A 15,083-nucleotide genomic window follows, 5' to 3' on the forward strand; every position below is an offset into this window, starting at 1 on the left:
TCGACTCCCAACCGCATGTCATTCAGGAGACAGAATATGTCGACCGTAGCCGTAACCGACGAAACCTTTGACGCCGAAGTCAAGAACTCGGACGTCCCCGTCGTGGTGGATTTCTGGGCCGAGTGGTGCGGACCCTGCAAGCAGATCGGGCCCGCTCTGGAAGAGCTGGCGGCCGAATATGGCGGCAAGGTCAAGATCGCCAAGGTCGACGTGGACAGCAACCCAAACTCGGCCGCAGCCATGGGCGTACGCGGTATTCCCGCGCTGTTCATCTTCAAGGACGGTCAGGTGGTTTCGAACCGCGCAGGCGCTGCCCCGAAGGCCGCCCTGCAAAGCTGGATCGACGAATCCATCTGATACCGAACGGAACTCAACAAAAGAAGGCGCTCCTCATCGGGCGCCTTTTTTGTGCATGGTCTGCGCAAAAAGAAAAAGCCGCCCGGAAATCCAAGCGGCCATTCGTCTTTAGTCGAATTCGGTCTGAATTCAGATTTTGGCGATATCTTCGCGGACCAGACCGATATCTTCCAGCTGGGCATCGCTCAGTTGCGACAGCAGCTTGCGGGTCTTGCGGGTGGTGTTCCATTCGGCGACGGCTTCGAAAGCGTGCGAGATGCCGTCCACTGCACGCAGGATGGTAGCTGCTCCGAGCGGCGCATGGATGTTTGCGGTGGTTGCCATTTGCGCATTCCTTTTTTGAAACAGCCGACCCTGTGTCGGTTGTAAGCCTCATCTAGTCTTGCGACAGGCGACTCACAATTGCTGGTCCAACAACCCCGTGATGCACGGATTGCATATCTTTTGGGCAGTTTGAGAACGGGTTGCGCGGATCGCGCCTCCGGCCCATATAGGGCATCAACGGATACGGAGGCTTGAATGGCGGAGAACGACTTTCCCGGTTGGCACGGCACCACGATCATCGGCGTCAAGAAAGGCGGCCAGATCGTCATCGCGGGTGACGGGCAGGTCAGCCTGGGCCAGACCGTGATCAAGGGCACCGCCCGCAAGGTGCGGCGCCTGTCGCCCGGCGGGTTCGAGATCGTCGCCGGGTTCGCCGGATCGACCGCCGATGCCTTCACACTGCTGGAACGGCTGGAAGCCAAGCTGGAGGCCACGCCCGGTCAACTGGCCCGCGCCTCGGTCGAACTGGCCAAGGACTGGCGCACCGACAAGTACCTTCAAAAGCTTGAGGCGATGCTGATCGTCACCGACGGCCGTGACCTGTTCGTGATCACCGGGGCCGGGGACGTGCTCGAACCGGAACATGACGTGGCGGCGATCGGGTCGGGTGGCAACTTTGCCCTGGCAGCCGCGCGGGCGATGATGGACAGCGACAAGTCGGCCGAGGAGGTTGCCCGCGAGGCCATGGCAATTGCCGCCGACATCTGCGTCTACACCAACGGCAACCTGACGGTTGAAAGCATTTCGGGCTAGGGGTCAGGCCAGCAGGGCCGAAATCTCCTTGCCCTTCCACCGGCGGTGCATCCCGATCAGCCCCAGAATGGCCGAGGCGATCACGATGTAATAGGGCAGGCGGATATCGATGCTCATCAACCCGCCGCCGATCAGCGACATGATTCCACCGGCCAGGCAGAACACGGCCGTGGTTACGCCCATGACCCAGCCCTGATCCGCCTCGCTGACCGACGAGGAAAACAGGCCCAGAAGAGTCGGGTAGGCCACGCCGAACAGGAAATAGAACAGGAACACCGGCACATAGCTGAGCACGCCGCTGGGGCTGAAGGCAAAGGCAAAGCCGCAGATCACCATGACGATCAGCGAAACATATATGATGTTGTGCTTGCTGAACCGTTCCTGCGCGGGTTTCACGAGAAACGTACTTGAGAAGGCCAGCGCAACACCGATGACGACCATCGCCATGCTGCCGCCGATCACGCCGTAACCAAAAGCGCTGGTCAGGAAATTGTCCACAAACACGTAGAAGGTGACGTTCGCGATCATGAAGAACGCGTAGACGGGCAGGATCTTCAGAACCATGGGGTGGCCACGTACGGCGACCAGGCTGTCGGTCACATCGCGGGGGCGAAAGACGAAGGGTTCGCGTTCGGTTCGGGTATCCTTGAAAAAGAACAGCACCAGCAGGATCGCGATAAGCACCAGGACAAACGCGCCGTAGAATGGGGTCTTGAGCGTGGCAACGCTGCCCAACAGCGCCGCATCCGACAGGACCGCTCCGATGATCGGGCCGCCGACCAGGCCAAAGCTAACCCCTGTCACGATATAACCCATGTTCCGGTCACGATCGGCCGCATCCGTGCTGCCGTCGATCATGGCCGCCTGTGCAATGGGCTGGTTTCCGGCGGTGAACCCGGTGATCGACCGGCCCACGATCAACAGGATCAGGCTGTTGAGATACAGCGCCGCAATCGTGATCGCATAACCGGCCAGCGCGCCGCCCAGGCAGACCAGAAGTGCATTCTTGCGCCCGATGGAGTCCGAAACTTTCGAGACATAGACGACGCCCAGAAACCAGGACAGGAAGAAACACCCGATCACCAGACCGTAGTAGAAGTGACGGCTGCCCATTGGCGTGCTTTCCGGCAGAAAGCCCGATTTCGTCTCCATGATCAGCGAGTTGATGATCGGAAAGACCAGCCCTTGGCCGATCAGGTCCACGAACACCACGAACAGCAGGGTAATCTTGGCAATCTTGGACATTTCACTCTCCGGGTCCCGCGCACATTCCGCCAACCCTATCAGAGGACACCGAAATCTCCCAACATGGAGGTCAGGAAAGATTTGCATTGGCGCCGGGTCATTGTTAACCAACGCGGCCAAATGTGCGGTCTCGGTTGTTTTTGCCGACCCCGTGCTTACCTAAGCCGCAGCTGACTGCCGACCATCGAAAGGACTGCCCTGTGACCGACCTGACCCCGCGCGAGATCGTCTCGGAACTGGATCGTTTCATCATCGGGCAGAAGGATGCCAAACGCGCTGTCGCCGTGGCCTTGCGCAACCGCTGGCGGCGCAAGCAGTTGCCGGATGACATCCGCGACGAGGTCTATCCCAAGAATATCCTGATGATCGGGCCCACCGGCGTGGGCAAAACCGAGATCAGCCGCCGCCTGGCCAAGCTGGCCCGCGCGCCCTTCATCAAGGTTGAAGCGACAAAATTCACCGAAGTCGGCTATGTCGGCCGCGATGTTGAACAGATCATCCGCGATCTGGCCGATGCCGCTATCATCCAGACCCGTGAATACATGCGCGAAGAGGTCAAGGCCAAGGCGCATCAGGCTGCCGAGGACCGCGTGATCGAGGCCATCGCCGGCTCGGACGCCCGCGAGAGCACCCGCGAGATGTTCCGCAAGAAGCTGAAATCCGGCGAGCTGGACGACACGGTGATCGAGCTTGAATTGGCCGACACGTCCAACCCGATGCCGATGTTCGACATTCCCGGCCAGCCGGGCGGTCAGATGGGCATGATGAACCTGGGCGACATTTTCGGCAAAGCTTTCGGCGGGCGCACCGTCAAGCGTCGCATGACCGTTGCCGAAAGCTATGACATCCTGATCGGGGAAGAGGCCGACAAGTTGCTGGATGACGAGGCCGTCACCCGCGCGGCGCTGGAATCAGTCGAGCAGAATGGCATCGTATTTCTGGACGAGATCGACAAGGTCTGCGCACGGGCAGAAACCCGCGGAGGGGATGTCAGCCGCGAAGGCGTGCAGCGCGACCTGCTGCCGCTGATCGAAGGCACCACCGTCTCCACCAAGCACGGCCCGGTCAAGACCGACCACATTCTGTTCATCGCCAGCGGCGCGTTCCATATCGCCAAGCCTTCGGACCTGTTGCCGGAACTGCAGGGGCGTCTGCCGATCCGGGTCGAGCTGCGTGCGCTGACCGAAGAGGATTTCGTGCGCATCCTGACCGAGACGGACAACGCGCTGACCCGCCAGTATACGGCTTTGATGGGCACCGAAAACGTCACCGTCAGCTTTACCGAGGACGGGATCGCCGCGCTGGCCCGGATCGCCGCCGAGGTGAACCAGAGCGTCGAGAATATCGGCGCCCGGCGCCTGTACACCGTGATGGAGCGCGTTTTCGAAGATCTGTCCTTTGTCGCGCCGGACCGTGCCGGTGCGGAAATCGTGGTCAACGCGGCCTTTGTCGATGAAAACCTTGGTGAGCTGACCAAATCCACGGACCTGAGCCGTTACGTTCTGTAACATGATCAGCCGGTTTTTGCCGGTTGGTCCTGCGCAATTATCTGGACGCGTCGGCAGGTTACGCTATGCGTAGCACGTACTGTTGGTCTGGGATCGTTCCGTGCTGCGCTATCTGATCATTTTCGTCACGGTTTCCGTTTTGGGAGGCTGCGTTGATCGATCCATCTCGGTCACCTTGCCCGAAGCGTTGGACGTCGGAACGGCGCAGACCGTGTTTGCGGCCACCACCCGCGCACGCGAGGCCGATGGCTCATACGGGTATCGTCGCGCTGACCGCCTGCAATTCCTCGAAACCACAGTCTCGATCCCGCCGAACCACCGCCCCGGGACGCTTGAGTTTTCCTATTCGGACCCGAACCCGAGCCGGCAATTCGTTTTGGCCGGTGTGCGCGAATTTCCGACCGAGCAGGATCTGAAAGCACGGCTGAACGGCGCCAAGGAAGTCACGATTTTTGTTCATGGCTACAACGCCACCCAGACCGAGACCGTTTTTCGCGCAGCTCAGTTGGCTCACGATATCGGCCTGCCCGGCAAGACGTTGGTCTATTCCTGGCCCAGCCGGGGGGCCGGATCGGGCTATGCCTATGATCTGGACAGCATGCTGTTTGCCCGCGACGGGCTGCAACAAACCATCTCTACGCTGAAATCCCTGGGCGTCCCGCGCGTACTGATCGTTGCGCATTCGATGGGAGGCGCGCTGACCATGGAGATGATGCGCCAGGCTGAGCTGCGCGAGCCAGGCTGGTCGCGGCGCAATCTGGAAGGTGTATTGCTGATCTCGCCCGATCTCGACGTTGACGTGTTCCGGTCGCAGATGGCGGTGATCAAATCTCCGCCCGAGCCATTCGTGATCATGGTCTCGCGCAAAGACAAGATCTTGAACGTTTCCGGACGCCTGCGCGGAACTGCCAAGGGCGAGCGGCTGGGCAACATCAGCTCGACCGAGAAGCTGGCGCAGTACCCGGTCAGCATCATCGACACCACGGCTTTCAACAAGGATGCGGAGTCCTCGCATTTCGTGGCCGCCACATCTCCGGCACTTCTGTCGATTCTCAACGCGGCGGGCCGGGTCAGCAGGACCTTTGGCCGGGATCAGGGCGGCATTGATCTTCTGGTGCCGCCGGCCGTGCGAAACGATGCCGGCGCGACCGAGGTTGTTCTGACCGAAACCGGGCAGGTGCGGGTCAGCACCCCGTGATAGGGCGAGGGGTCCGCCTTTTCCTTGCGGACAATGCTCCGTGGTTGGGCGCGGGGGTCTTGCTGACCTTCATGTCCAGTTTCGGGCAGACCTTTTTCATTTCGATCTTCGCCGGGCAGATCCGGGCCGAGTTCGGCCTCAGCCACGGCGCATGGGGCGGTCTTTATTCCTTGGGCACGACTGTTTCCGCGATCGTCATGATCTGGGCCGGAGGGCTGACCGATATTTATCGTGTCCGCGTGCTGGGCCCGGCTGTCCTGCTTGGGCTTGCGTGTGCCGCGCTGGCGATGGCGGTCAATCATTGGGTGATCCTGTTGCCCGTGGTCATCTTTCTGCTGCGTCTGTTCGGCCAGGGCATGTGCAGCCATATTGCCATGGTTGCGATGGCCCGGTGGTTCACGGCCACGCGGGGCAGGGCACTCTCCATCGCAACGCTGGGATTTGCCGTCGGTGAGGCCCTGCTGCCCGTGCTGTTCGTCGCCGCCATGGCCTTTGTCGACTGGCATTTTCTTTGGGCGCTCTCTTCCGCCATCGCGTTGTTGGGAATACCGGCGTTGATGCGGATGCTGCGTCAGGAGCGGACACCACAAAGTCTGGCTCGGGAAACCAGCGCGACCGGGATGCTTGGGCGGCACTGGACCCGGCGCGAAACGCTATTGAACCCGCTTTTCTGGTTCATGATGCCCGCGCTCATGGGGCCTTCGGCATTCATTACCGCGTTCTTCTTTCACCAGGTCCATCTGGCGCAGACCAAGGGCTGGGCCCATATCCAACTGGTTGCGTTGTTTCCGGTCTATACTGGGGTGTCGATCTTGGCGATGTTCGCCTCGGGCTGGGCGCTGGACAGATGGGGCACGGCGCGGATGATGCCGTTCTATCAGCTTCCGATGGCTGCCGGGTTTGCCCTGTTTGCGTTTGTCCAGACAATCCCCGGCGCCGTTATCGGTTTGTCCTGTCTTGCCATTTCGGTCGGCGCCAACAGCACGCTGCCCGCCGCGTTCTGGGCCGAGTTCTACGGCACCCGTCACATCGGCGCGATCAAGGCGATGGCTGCGGCCGTCATGGTGCTGGGGTCTGCTGTCGGGCCCGGCCTGACTGGCGGGCTGATCGATCTGGGCGTGCCGCTCAGCACGCAGTTCCTGTGGATCGCCTGGTTCTTCGTGGCGACGTGCGGCATAGTTTGGATCGGTATTCAGAGGGCCGGGCGGCTGCTTTAGCGGATCCGCCTCAGATACACGTAGTAGGCCCCATCACCGCCATGGCTGATATGGGCCGGACTGACCTGAAGAACCGCTTGGGCCAGGGGCGGCAAATTCAACCACTGAGGCACCTGGTTGCGCAGCACGCCGCGGGGCGTCGGGATCGGGCCGGGTTCGTCTCTGTCCTTGCCTTTGCCGGTGACCACCAGAACCAGTCGTTTTCCCGATGCCTGCGCCGACAGGATGAACCGGATCAAAGCAGGATGGGCCGTGTCGACCCGCATTCCGTGCAGATCCAGCTTACCTTCGGGCTTCAGCTTGCCGCGTTTCATCCGCGCAAAGGCCTTGCTGTCCATCTGTACGGGAGCGGCACGCAGGCTATCGCCGATTGCGGGCTTCAAGCTGTGGCCGCGCCCATTTGTCGGTGCATTCTGACCCAGTTCAAAGGCGTCTATCCGCGCTTTTGGGGTTTTTCGCGGCTTGGGTTTCGGCAATGTCGATGGGTGAACGGATTGGGGAATCTCCGGGTGCAGCCGCTCGGTCTGCCGGGTCACCTTGTGCCACAATTCAATCTCGTCTTCGGTCAGCTTGCGGCGGGTCATCAGAACTCATCCGGCAGCATGGCATAGGCGCGTTGGATCGGCAGCAGAACGATCATGCGGCCGGGATCCTTGAGCTGGCCCGCTGCCTGTCCTGCGGCGTCCCCGGTTCCGAAAAAGATGTCGGCCCGTTGTGCGCCCTTGATTGCCGAGCCGGTGTCCTGGGCGATCATCAAGCGCCGCAGCGGAGTCTTGCCGTCTTTTTCAACCCAGACCGGCGCACCCAACGGGGTATAGGCCGGGTCCACGGCGATGCTGCGCATTGCGGTGATCGACCGGTTCATTGCGCCCAAAGGCCCGCGGTCTGCAGCTACCCGCGAAACCTCGCGGAAAAAGACGTAGGACGGGTTGTGCATCAACAGCTCGGCCCCAATCTCGGGGTTCTTGCGCACCCAGGACTGGATCATCCGGGCGCTCACGTCATGCGCACCCAGAAGACCGCGCCGGACCAGCTCAACCCCGACCGACCGATAGGGGTGGCCGTTGGCCCCGCCATATCCAACACGCACCGAACTGCCATCCGGCAAACGGATGCGCCCCGAGCCTTGAATCTGCAGAAAAAACAACTCGACCGGGTCATCGACCCAGGCGATTTCCAAGCCGCGGCCCTTCATCACGTCACTGGTCAGCAACTCGCGCCGACTGAGCCATTGCCCAGCCGCCCGCGCCTCGGGCGGCATCTTGTAGACCGGGTATCTGTAGGTTTCAGTCCGCGTCCGCGAGCCGTTCAATTCCGGTTCAAAATATCCGGTGAACAGCGGGGCCTTTTCATCCTCGATCAGGATGGGCCGGAAGAACAGTTCGAAAAAGGCGCGCGCGGCATCGGGCTCGTATGTCCGTGCGGCTGCACACAACGAACGCCAGTCCGGATCGTCCAGATCCCCGCAAGTGTCCAGAAAAACGGACAAAGCCGCGCCGTGGTCATCCTCGGCCCAGCCATCAAGGTCAGCAAATGACAGGATGGATCGCGTCGCCTCAGCTCCGGCGGCATTGGCGGCGGTCAGAACCGCCACCAGCATCAGCGACCGGAGCGTTCCGATCATGCGTCCGTGGCGACAAGCAGCCAGTTCGGATCATCCGCGCCCATGACGCGAGCAAAAGTCCAGCTGTCCTTTTGGCGCTTGATCGTGTTGGGGCTGCCTTCGATGATGTCACCGCCCCGGTCACGCACGACCGACGTCAGCTCGCCGACGAACCGCACAGTGATCTCGGCGCGGTTTGAATCCTTGTCGAATTGTGCATCCACCAGGCCCATCTCACGCACACCGATGAACTCGGCCTCGATCGTCAGGCCCTTGTCCTCGCGATCGGCGACAACCGACACGAAGGTTTCGAAAACTTCCTCGGACAGGAAGGGCTGGATTTCATCCAGATTGCCCCGCTCGAACCCCATGACGATCAGCTCATAGGCGCCACGGGCGCCCTGCAGAAACTCGCTGACCGAAAAGCTGGGCTCGACTCGCTTCATTGCGGCCAGCGTCTGCGCCAATTCGCTGTCTTCGGGGACATGGTCGGTAATGTCACGATCCGGACCGCCGTCGATCACTTCGAAATCACGACGCGACTTCCCGGTGTCGGGTTGCTGCGGCACCGGTGGTTTTTCAAAGCCTTCGCGCGTGCCCAGCACGCTTCTGAGACGCAGGATCAGGAAGATGGCTATGCCAGCCAGCACCAGAAGCTGGATCAGGGGTGAATTCATTTCGTCCTCTTTTCAGCACCGAGACTTTGTACACGCGGCCTCGTGCCACTATGTAGGTGACAGTTGGTGGCAAGTCCACAGCCCGGCCTATGGGAAAGGATAGCGCATATGTATCTGTTCTTGGCATTTTTATTGGTGCCGATCATCGAAATCGCCCTTTTTATCCAGGTCGGCGGTCTGATCGGCCTGTGGCCGACGCTGGCAATCGTGGTTTTGACCGCCATTCTTGGTACCGCGATGGTGCGGACACAAGGTCGCATGGCGATGGGCCAGCTACAGCGCGCCTTTTCCGAACTGGACGACCCGACCGAACCGCTGGCCAATGGTGCAATGATCCTGCTGTCGGGCGTTCTGCTGATGACTCCTGGGTTCTTCACCGACGCAATCGGCTTTGCGCTGCTGGTTCCCGGGGTGCGGGCCGCGGTTTTTCGGTATCTCAAATCACGGGTCACGATTGCCCAGTTCCAGATGGGTCCCGGCCCGCAATATGGGGCGGCGCGCGATCCGTTCGGTGGGGATGACATCATAGACGGAGAGTATTCGGAAGTGCGCACAAAACCCGCACAACCGTCGAAATGGGTGGAAGGGCCGCACCAGCATTGAGGTGCCCGACCCAACTTGATAAGCAGTGGCGAATTTAAATTTTGGAGCGGATCCATGACCGAAGAAACCGCCGCCGGCACAACCGAGCCCCAGGCAGCCCCCCAAATCCAGATGCGCATTCTGGGACAGTTCATCCGGGACATGTCCTTTGAAAACGTGATGGCGCAAAAAGGCGTCTCGGGCGACGTGCAGCCCGAGATCTCAGTCCAGGTGAACCTGGATGCGAAAAAGCGCTCGGCCGACCACCAATACGAGGTGTCGATCAAGCTGAACCTCAAGTCCAAGGCCAAGGGTCTGGAGGACATCCTGTTCCTGTGCGAGATCGATTACTGCGGCCTGTTCCACGTGGAAGGTGTGCCGAATGATCAGTTGCACCCGTTCCTGATGATCGAATGCCCGCGGATGCTGTTCCCTTACCTGCGCCGCATCGTCAGCGACATCACCCGCGACGGTGGCTACCCGCCGGTCAATCTGGACAACATCGATTTCGTCGGTCTGTACCGCAACGAGTTGATGCGCCGTCAGGCCGAGGCGTCCGACAAGACCGAGGCGTAATCAGGCAACCCGCATCTGACCCAGATCAGGTGCGGGACCACAGGGCGTTTTCGCCCAGCTTTTCGACAAATGCATCATGCGCAGCACGCTCATCCTCGGTAATCCGGGGCTGCAGTGGGTTCGGCCGTGGACCGGGGCGCCAGATGTCGCCACCGGTTGAGCTTTCGGCAGACGCCGAAGACAGGCCAAAATCAGGTTGGCGTCCGCCGATCAGCTCCAGATAGACTTCTGCCAGGATTTCCGAGTCAAGCAACGCACCGTGCAGAACCCGGTTCGAATTGTCGATGTTGAACCGCCGGCACAGCGCATCCAGCGAGGCGGGCGAGCCGGGAAACCGCTTGCGCGCGATCGCCAGCGTGTCCAGCGCCTGCTCCATCGGAATCGGGGGCAGGCCCATCCATCCCAACTCGGCATTGAGGAACTTCATGTCGAATGAAGCGTTGTGGATCACCAGCCGTGCATCCCCCACGAAATCGCGGAAGGCCTGCCCGACCTTCGCAAAGACAGGTTTGTCCTTCAGGGTGATCTGGCCCGGTTCGGCAGGTTGCGGCGGCTCCAGCAGGTCAGGGCCGATGCCGTGCACGCCGAAAGCCTCGGCCGGCATCGAACGTTCGGGGTTGATATAAACGTGATACGTCTCGCCCGTGGCGACGTGGTTCCACAGCTCGATGGCACCGATCTCGACGATCCGGTCGCCGCTTTCGGGATCGAATCCGGTGGTTTCCGTATCCAGTACGATTTCACGCATCTGCCAATCCTGCCCTGATCTGCCTGACCACATTCTGCACCTGTGCGCGGGCATGGTCCAGAGTGTCGGTGACGATCACGAAATCCGACCGCGCGCATTTTTCGTCATTCGGCATTTGCTTGGCGCGGATCTGCTCGAACTGCGCCTCGGTCATCGTGCCCCGCGCCATGACGCGGCGCTTCTGCTCGTCTGGGGGAATTGACACACAAGCCACCGCATCCATCTGCGCCTCGCCGCCAGTTTCGAAAAGCAGAGGAATATCAAAGACAAGGATGTCCGACTTGGCCGCCTGTCGAAACGCTTCCCGATCTCGGGCCACCAGCGGGTGGACGATGGATTCGATCCGTTTCAACGCGGTCGGATCGGCGCTGATGATCCGTTTGAGGGCGTCACGGCTGACGGCCCCATCCTCGATCGCGTCGGGAAATGCCGCGCGGATCGGCACGACCGCCGCGCCGCCTTCCGCATACAGCCGATGCACGGCGGCGTCTGCATCCCACACGGCGCAGCCTTCCTGTGCGAACAGGTCGGCGGTGGTGCTTTTGCCCATTCCGATCGACCCGGTCAGACCCAGAGAGAAACTCATGCCAGAACCGCTGCGCGGGTTTCTTCCGTAACCTCGGGGCGCAGGCCGAACCACCGCTCGAACCCGGGCACCGCCTGATGCAGCAACATGCCCAGCCCGTCGACGACCGTGCAGCCCGCAGCCTCGGCCTGTTCCAGAAGGTGGGTCTTCAATGGCGTATAGACCAGATCGGTCACCACCGTTCCCGGCTGCAACCCGTCCAGCGGGACGCGCAGCTCGGGCTGACCCTGCATGCCCAGTGACGTAGTGTTCACCACCAGCTCGGCGTTTTCGATCACGTTTCCGGCCTGGACCCAATCGACCACGGTGATGCGCTGGCCAAATTCCTCTTTCAGGTGATCGGCGCGCGACCGCGTGCGGTTGGTCAACAGGATCTCGGGCACGCCGGCCTCGGCCAGCGCCTGCAGCACCGCCCGCGCAGCACCGCCCGCGCCGAACACCACCGCCGGGCCATCCTGCGGCACCCAATCCGGCGCGCCCGCGCGCAGGTTCTGCATGAACCCGTACCCGTCGGTATTGTCTGCGTGGATCGAGCCATCGGCCCGGAACACCAGCGTATTCGCCGCTCCGATCACCGAGGCGCGGTCCGACACATGATCGGCCAGGCGCAACGCGGCCTCTTTGTGCGGAACGGTGACATTGGCCCCGACGAATCCGGCCTTGGGCAAGCTACGCAGGACCGTTTCAAGATCGGCGGGCGCAACATCCATCGGCACATAATGGCCCGGCAAACCATAGGTATTCAGCCAAAAGCCATGCAGGGCAGGCGATCGGGAATGGGCAATCGGGTGTCCAATGACTCCGGCCAGTGGAATGCGGTTTTCGGTCATTGTTCGATCACCCCTCGGACCGCAAGAAAATTGAGCAGCTCCAGCAGGGGCATACCCAAGACGTTAAAATAGTCGCCGTCAATGCTGGTGAACAGGCGCACGCCTTCTTCTTCCAGCTTGTAGGCCCCGACCGCATGGCGAATGCTGTCCCAGTTGCGCGCGACATAGCCCTTCAGATAGGCATCCGAACTGGCGCGCATCCGCAACCGCACCTGTCCGACATGGCGCCAGACCGGTTCGCCGTTCTGATAGATCACCGCCGCCGACAGCAGTATGTGACGCTTGCCGCGCATCGCCTTCAACTGCGCCAGCGCCTCTTCGGGCGTTTCGGGCTTGGACAGCAGGCGTCCGTCGAAATCCAGAACCTGGTCACAGCCCAGAACCATCGCGCCGGGCGTCTTGTCACTGATCTTGCGCGCCTTGAGCTCGGCCAGAGCGTCGGCGATGTCGCGGGGCGGCGCGCCCTCAGCCAGAAGCGCGCGTTTGGCGGTATCCTCGTCCACGCGGGCGACCTGGACGGAAAACGGCACTCCGGCGTTCCGCAGTAACTGCGCGCGGATCTCGGACCCCGAGGCAAGAACGATGGGGACAGTCATGTGGAAAACCCCGTGGGCAAGTTGATCATTGGTATTGAACGGTTTGTATGGTTTTCCAGTTGACACGCAAGCCCGCGATTTCGGCCTGAAACTTCCCTGAGTCGCTCAAAGACTGTCCGGTCGGGACAAGGATAACTCGGGATCTTGGGATTTCCTGTTCATCAAAAGATGTCCCTTGAGTTATCCCCAAGTCAGATCCGCGGTGTGTAACTTAATTTATTGTTTTTATTACGTAAAAACTGAAATCACCAGAATCACCCAGTTTTGGAATTTATTCATCCACCTGGGGAAAACTGGCGGACAAAACAATAATCCACGGATTTTGCCCACCCTACAAAACCATCATCCTTTCTCTTTTCTTTTTTTTTTATTAGGGAGGGTCCGACCAGTGCCGGGAAACCCGATGACCGATCTTCTCTTCACGCTGTACCCTTGGGTGAAATCACTGCACATCATGGCGGTTATCTCGTGGATGGCAGGGCTGTTCTATCTGCCACGCCTGTTCGTCTATCACGTCGAAAAGGCACAAGCCGTCGACGGCGCGCCTGAGATCTTCTTTGAAATGGAAGAAAAGCTGCTGCGCGTGATCATGCGACCGGCGATGATCGTGGCCTGGGTCTGTGGCCTCATCATGGTGTTCACTCCCGGCATCGTCGGGTGGGACTGGGCCTGGCCCTGGGTCAAGGGCGCAGCGGTGATCGGCATGACCTGGTTTCATCACTGGCTGATGGCCCGGCGCAAGGATTTCGTCGAAGGCCGCAATACGCTCACAGGGCGCCAGTACCGCATGATGAACGAGGTTCCGACCGTTTTGATGGTCATCATCGTTCTGGCGGTCATTCTGAAGTTCTGAGGGCTATTTCCGCACCGGTTTGACTCGGACGGCGACCCGCCTTATGTAGAGATCAACCCATCCGTCCGGATGGCGCATCTTCCTGTTTGAAATTCAACGCTGTGCCGCACCTCTGCGGCCAAGGTCCGTATCATCATGACAATCGAATCCCTGAACCTGTCCGATCTGAAGGCGAAAAGCCCCAAAGACCTTCTGGCCATGGCCGAAGAGCTCGAGATCGAAAACGCCTCGACCATGCGCAAGGGCGAGATGATGTTCCAGATCCTGCGCGAACGCGCGGACGAGGGCTGGACCGTGGGCGGCGACGGCGTGCTTGAGGTGCTGCAGGACGGTTTCGGCTTTCTGCGCTCGCCCGAGGCGAACTATTTGCCCGGCCCGGATGACATATATGTCTCGCCCGACATGATCCGCCAGCATTCGCTGCGCACCGGCGACACGGTCGAGGGTGAGATAAAGGCTCCGGACGAGAATGAGCGCTATTTTGCGCTGACGAAGGTGACCAAGATCAACTTCGAAGACCCGGAAAAGGCCAAGCACAAGATCCTGTTCGACAACCTGACGCCGCTCTATCCGGATGAGCGGTTGAAGATGGAGATCGAAGATCCGACCATCAAGGACAAATCCGCTCGTGTGATCGACCTGGTCGCGCCGATCGGCAAGGGCCAGCGGTCGCTGATCGTGGCGCCGCCGCGGACCGGTAAAACGGTGATCCTGCAGAACATTGCGCACTCGATCGAGCGCAACCACCCGGAATGCTACCTGATCGTCCTGCTGATCGACGAACGCCCCGAAGAGGTGACGGACATGCAGCGCTCGGTGAAGGGTGAGGTGGTATCCTCGACCTTTGATGAACCGGCGACCCGCCACGTCGCCGTGTCCGAGATGGTGATCGAAAAAGCCAAGCGCCTGGTCGAGCACAAACGAGATGTTGTTATTCTTCTCGACTCGATCACAAGACTTGGTAGGGCGTTTAACACTGTAGTGCCGTCCTCGGGCAAGGTTCTGACCGGCGGTGTGGACGCCAACGCGCTGCAGAGGCCCAAGCGGTTTTTCGGTGCGGCCCGGAACATCGAAGAGGGCGGTTCGCTGACCATCATCGCCACAGCGCTGATCGACACTGGCAGCCGGATGGACGAAGTGATCTTTGAAGAATTCAAGGGCACCGGCAACTCGGAGATCGTTCTGGATCGCAAGATCGCAGACAAGCGGGTGTTCCCGGCGATCGACATCCTCAAATCCGGCACCCGGAAAGAGGATCTTCTGGTCGACAAGGGCGATCTGGCCAAAACCTTTGTTCTGCGCCGTATCCTCAACCCGATGGGCACAACCGACGCGATCGAGTTCCTGTTGTCCAAGCTGAAACAGACCAAGACCAATTCCGAGTTCTTCGACTCGATGAATACCTGATACGGTCTTGTAACCGACGCGAG

The 15,083-nt window shown here is 60.6% G+C and carries 18 protein-coding genes; 9 read left to right on the forward strand and 9 right to left on the reverse strand.

Translation table 11 applies throughout. From position 1 onward, the window contains the following. Window positions 1-36 precede the first annotated feature (36 nt). Window positions 37-357, forward strand: coding sequence for a thioredoxin (gene trxA, locus ACR0IR_RS11055; protein ID WP_093963876.1), 321 nt, complete (start codon window positions 37-39; stop codon window positions 355-357). Between the two features lie 129 nt (window positions 358-486). On the opposite strand, the gene ACR0IR_RS11060 is transcribed toward trxA, so the two are convergent. Further along, entirely contained in the window at window positions 487-681 is a 195-nt protein-coding gene (locus ACR0IR_RS11060; protein ID WP_480779111.1) for a DUF1127 domain-containing protein, read from the reverse strand. A 195-nt stretch (window positions 682-876) separates the two neighbouring features. Here ACR0IR_RS11060 and hslV point away from each other — a divergent pair, with 195 nt between their 5' ends. After that, window positions 877-1,434 (forward strand): ATP-dependent protease subunit HslV, encoded by a 558-nt coding sequence (gene hslV / locus ACR0IR_RS11065; protein ID WP_093963878.1) that lies wholly within the window; start codon window positions 877-879, stop codon window positions 1,432-1,434. 3 nt (window positions 1,435-1,437) lie between these two features. Here hslV and ACR0IR_RS11070 read toward each other — a convergent pair whose 3' ends face one another. Beyond that, window positions 1,438-2,679, reverse strand: coding sequence for an MFS transporter (locus ACR0IR_RS11070; RefSeq protein ID WP_170361080.1), 1,242 nt, complete (start codon window positions 2,677-2,679; stop codon window positions 1,438-1,440). A gap of 200 nt (window positions 2,680-2,879) precedes the next feature. Between ACR0IR_RS11070 and hslU the strand changes: the two genes are divergently transcribed. From hslU to ACR0IR_RS11085, 3 genes are all read left to right on the forward strand, one after another. Further along, window positions 2,880-4,187: an ATP-dependent protease ATPase subunit HslU gene (gene hslU, locus ACR0IR_RS11075; protein WP_170342594.1), complete on the forward strand. Its 1,308-nt coding sequence runs from the start codon at window positions 2,880-2,882 to the stop codon at window positions 4,185-4,187. A 100-nt stretch (window positions 4,188-4,287) separates the two neighbouring features. Continuing rightward, a complete protein-coding gene (locus ACR0IR_RS11080; RefSeq protein WP_170363946.1) occupies window positions 4,288-5,385 on the forward strand; it encodes an alpha/beta hydrolase in 1,098 nt (365 codons plus the stop codon). 71 nt (window positions 5,386-5,456) lie between these two features. Continuing rightward, window positions 5,457-6,602 (forward strand): MFS transporter, encoded by a 1,146-nt coding sequence (locus ACR0IR_RS11085; protein ID WP_174824977.1) that lies wholly within the window; start codon window positions 5,457-5,459, stop codon window positions 6,600-6,602. Here the strand turns inward: ACR0IR_RS11085 and ACR0IR_RS11090 are convergent. Genes ACR0IR_RS11090 through ACR0IR_RS11100 form a run of 3 tightly spaced genes read right to left on the reverse strand, consistent with a single transcriptional unit; the run spans window position 6,599 to window position 8,882 of the window. After that, window positions 6,599-7,186 carry a Smr/MutS family protein gene (locus ACR0IR_RS11090; RefSeq protein ID WP_170363948.1) on the reverse strand — a complete coding sequence of 196 codons (588 nt, stop codon included), beginning with the start codon at window positions 7,184-7,186 and terminating at the stop codon, window positions 6,599-6,601. The two genes, ACR0IR_RS11085 and ACR0IR_RS11090, sit on opposite strands and share 4 nt — an antisense overlap. Beyond that, a complete protein-coding gene (mltA, locus tag ACR0IR_RS11095; protein WP_170363949.1) occupies window positions 7,186-8,226 on the reverse strand; it encodes a murein transglycosylase A in 1,041 nt (346 codons plus the stop codon). The genes ACR0IR_RS11090 and mltA overlap by 1 nt, the downstream gene beginning before the upstream one ends. Then, on the reverse strand, window positions 8,223-8,882 hold the full coding sequence (locus tag ACR0IR_RS11100) for a Tim44/TimA family putative adaptor protein (protein WP_170340666.1): 660 nt from the start codon (window positions 8,880-8,882) through the stop codon (window positions 8,223-8,225). Before ACR0IR_RS11100 ends, mltA begins: the two co-directional genes overlap by 4 nt. A 108-nt stretch (window positions 8,883-8,990) precedes the next feature. Here ACR0IR_RS11100 and ACR0IR_RS11105 point away from each other — a divergent pair, with 108 nt between their 5' ends. Both ACR0IR_RS11105 and secB read left to right on the forward strand, forming a co-directional pair. After that, on the forward strand, window positions 8,991-9,485 hold the full coding sequence (locus ACR0IR_RS11105) for an FxsA family protein (RefSeq protein WP_170363950.1): 495 nt from the start codon (window positions 8,991-8,993) through the stop codon (window positions 9,483-9,485). Window positions 9,486-9,539: 54 nt separating this feature from the next. Then, window positions 9,540-10,040 (forward strand): protein-export chaperone SecB, encoded by a 501-nt coding sequence (gene secB / locus ACR0IR_RS11110; RefSeq protein ID WP_170342607.1) that lies wholly within the window; start codon window positions 9,540-9,542, stop codon window positions 10,038-10,040. Window positions 10,041-10,065: 25 nt separating this feature from the next. Here the strand turns inward: secB and dnaQ are convergent, their stop codons facing one another. The 4 genes from dnaQ to ACR0IR_RS11130 are packed head-to-tail and all read right to left on the reverse strand — an operon-like array spanning window position 10,066 to window position 12,800. Then, entirely contained in the window at window positions 10,066-10,788 is a 723-nt protein-coding gene (gene dnaQ / locus ACR0IR_RS11115) for a DNA polymerase III subunit epsilon (protein WP_170342610.1), read from the reverse strand. Continuing rightward, window positions 10,781-11,374 (reverse strand): dephospho-CoA kinase, encoded by a 594-nt coding sequence (coaE, locus tag ACR0IR_RS11120; protein WP_170363951.1) that lies wholly within the window; start codon window positions 11,372-11,374, stop codon window positions 10,781-10,783. The genes dnaQ and coaE overlap by 8 nt, the downstream gene beginning before the upstream one ends. Then, complete coding sequence (locus ACR0IR_RS11125) at window positions 11,371-12,204, reverse strand: shikimate dehydrogenase (protein WP_170363952.1); 834 nt, start codon at window positions 12,202-12,204, stop codon at window positions 11,371-11,373. Before ACR0IR_RS11125 ends, coaE begins: the two co-directional genes overlap by 4 nt. Next, window positions 12,201-12,800 (reverse strand): Maf family protein, encoded by a 600-nt coding sequence (locus ACR0IR_RS11130; RefSeq protein WP_170363953.1) that lies wholly within the window; start codon window positions 12,798-12,800, stop codon window positions 12,201-12,203. Before ACR0IR_RS11130 ends, ACR0IR_RS11125 begins: the two co-directional genes overlap by 4 nt. A gap of 403 nt (window positions 12,801-13,203) precedes the next feature. On the opposite strand from ACR0IR_RS11130, the gene ACR0IR_RS11135 reads away from it, so the two are divergent. Next, complete coding sequence (locus ACR0IR_RS11135) at window positions 13,204-13,653, forward strand: CopD family protein (RefSeq protein ID WP_149774104.1); 450 nt, start codon at window positions 13,204-13,206, stop codon at window positions 13,651-13,653. Between the two features lie 135 nt (window positions 13,654-13,788). Then, window positions 13,789-15,060 carry a transcription termination factor Rho gene (rho, locus tag ACR0IR_RS11140; protein WP_170342621.1) on the forward strand — a complete coding sequence of 424 codons (1,272 nt, stop codon included), beginning with the start codon at window positions 13,789-13,791 and terminating at the stop codon, window positions 15,058-15,060. Window positions 15,061-15,083 lie beyond the last annotated feature (23 nt).

This window comes from Ruegeria sp. CF2, from assembly GCF_056537385.1.

Excerpts from the sequence above, each read along its gene's own strand:
- hslV (WP_093963878.1), top strand. The coding sequence starts at position 877 with ATGGCGGAGAACGACTTTCCCGGTTGGCACGGCACCACGATCATCGGC.
- trxA (WP_093963876.1), top strand. The coding sequence starts at position 37 with ATGTCGACCGTAGCCGTAACCGACGAAACCTTTGACGCCGAAGTCAAG.
- ACR0IR_RS11085 (WP_174824977.1), top strand. The coding sequence starts at position 5,457 with ATGTCCAGTTTCGGGCAGACCTTTTTCATTTCGATCTTCGCCGGGCAG.
- ACR0IR_RS11105 (WP_170363950.1), top strand. The coding sequence starts at position 8,991 with ATGTATCTGTTCTTGGCATTTTTATTGGTGCCGATCATCGAAATCGCC.
- ACR0IR_RS11125 (WP_170363952.1), bottom strand. The coding sequence starts at position 12,204 with ATGACCGAAAACCGCATTCCACTGGCCGGAGTCATTGGACACCCGATT.
- ACR0IR_RS11130 (WP_170363953.1), bottom strand. The coding sequence starts at position 12,800 with ATGACTGTCCCCATCGTTCTTGCCTCGGGGTCCGAGATCCGCGCGCAG.
- ACR0IR_RS11070 (WP_170361080.1), bottom strand. The coding sequence starts at position 2,679 with ATGTCCAAGATTGCCAAGATTACCCTGCTGTTCGTGGTGTTCGTGGAC.
- ACR0IR_RS11060 (WP_480779111.1), bottom strand. The coding sequence starts at position 681 with ATGGCAACCACCGCAAACATCCATGCGCCGCTCGGAGCAGCTACCATC.
- ACR0IR_RS11135 (WP_149774104.1), top strand. The coding sequence starts at position 13,204 with ATGACCGATCTTCTCTTCACGCTGTACCCTTGGGTGAAATCACTGCAC.
- coaE (WP_170363951.1), bottom strand. The coding sequence starts at position 11,374 with ATGAGTTTCTCTCTGGGTCTGACCGGGTCGATCGGAATGGGCAAAAGC.
- rho (WP_170342621.1), top strand. The coding sequence starts at position 13,789 with ATGACAATCGAATCCCTGAACCTGTCCGATCTGAAGGCGAAAAGCCCC.
- mltA (WP_170363949.1), bottom strand. The coding sequence starts at position 8,226 with ATGATCGGAACGCTCCGGTCGCTGATGCTGGTGGCGGTTCTGACCGCC.
- ACR0IR_RS11100 (WP_170340666.1), bottom strand. The coding sequence starts at position 8,882 with ATGAATTCACCCCTGATCCAGCTTCTGGTGCTGGCTGGCATAGCCATC.
- secB (WP_170342607.1), top strand. The coding sequence starts at position 9,540 with ATGACCGAAGAAACCGCCGCCGGCACAACCGAGCCCCAGGCAGCCCCC.
- dnaQ (WP_170342610.1), bottom strand. The coding sequence starts at position 10,788 with ATGCGTGAAATCGTACTGGATACGGAAACCACCGGATTCGATCCCGAA.
- ACR0IR_RS11090 (WP_170363948.1), bottom strand. The coding sequence starts at position 7,186 with ATGACCCGCCGCAAGCTGACCGAAGACGAGATTGAATTGTGGCACAAG.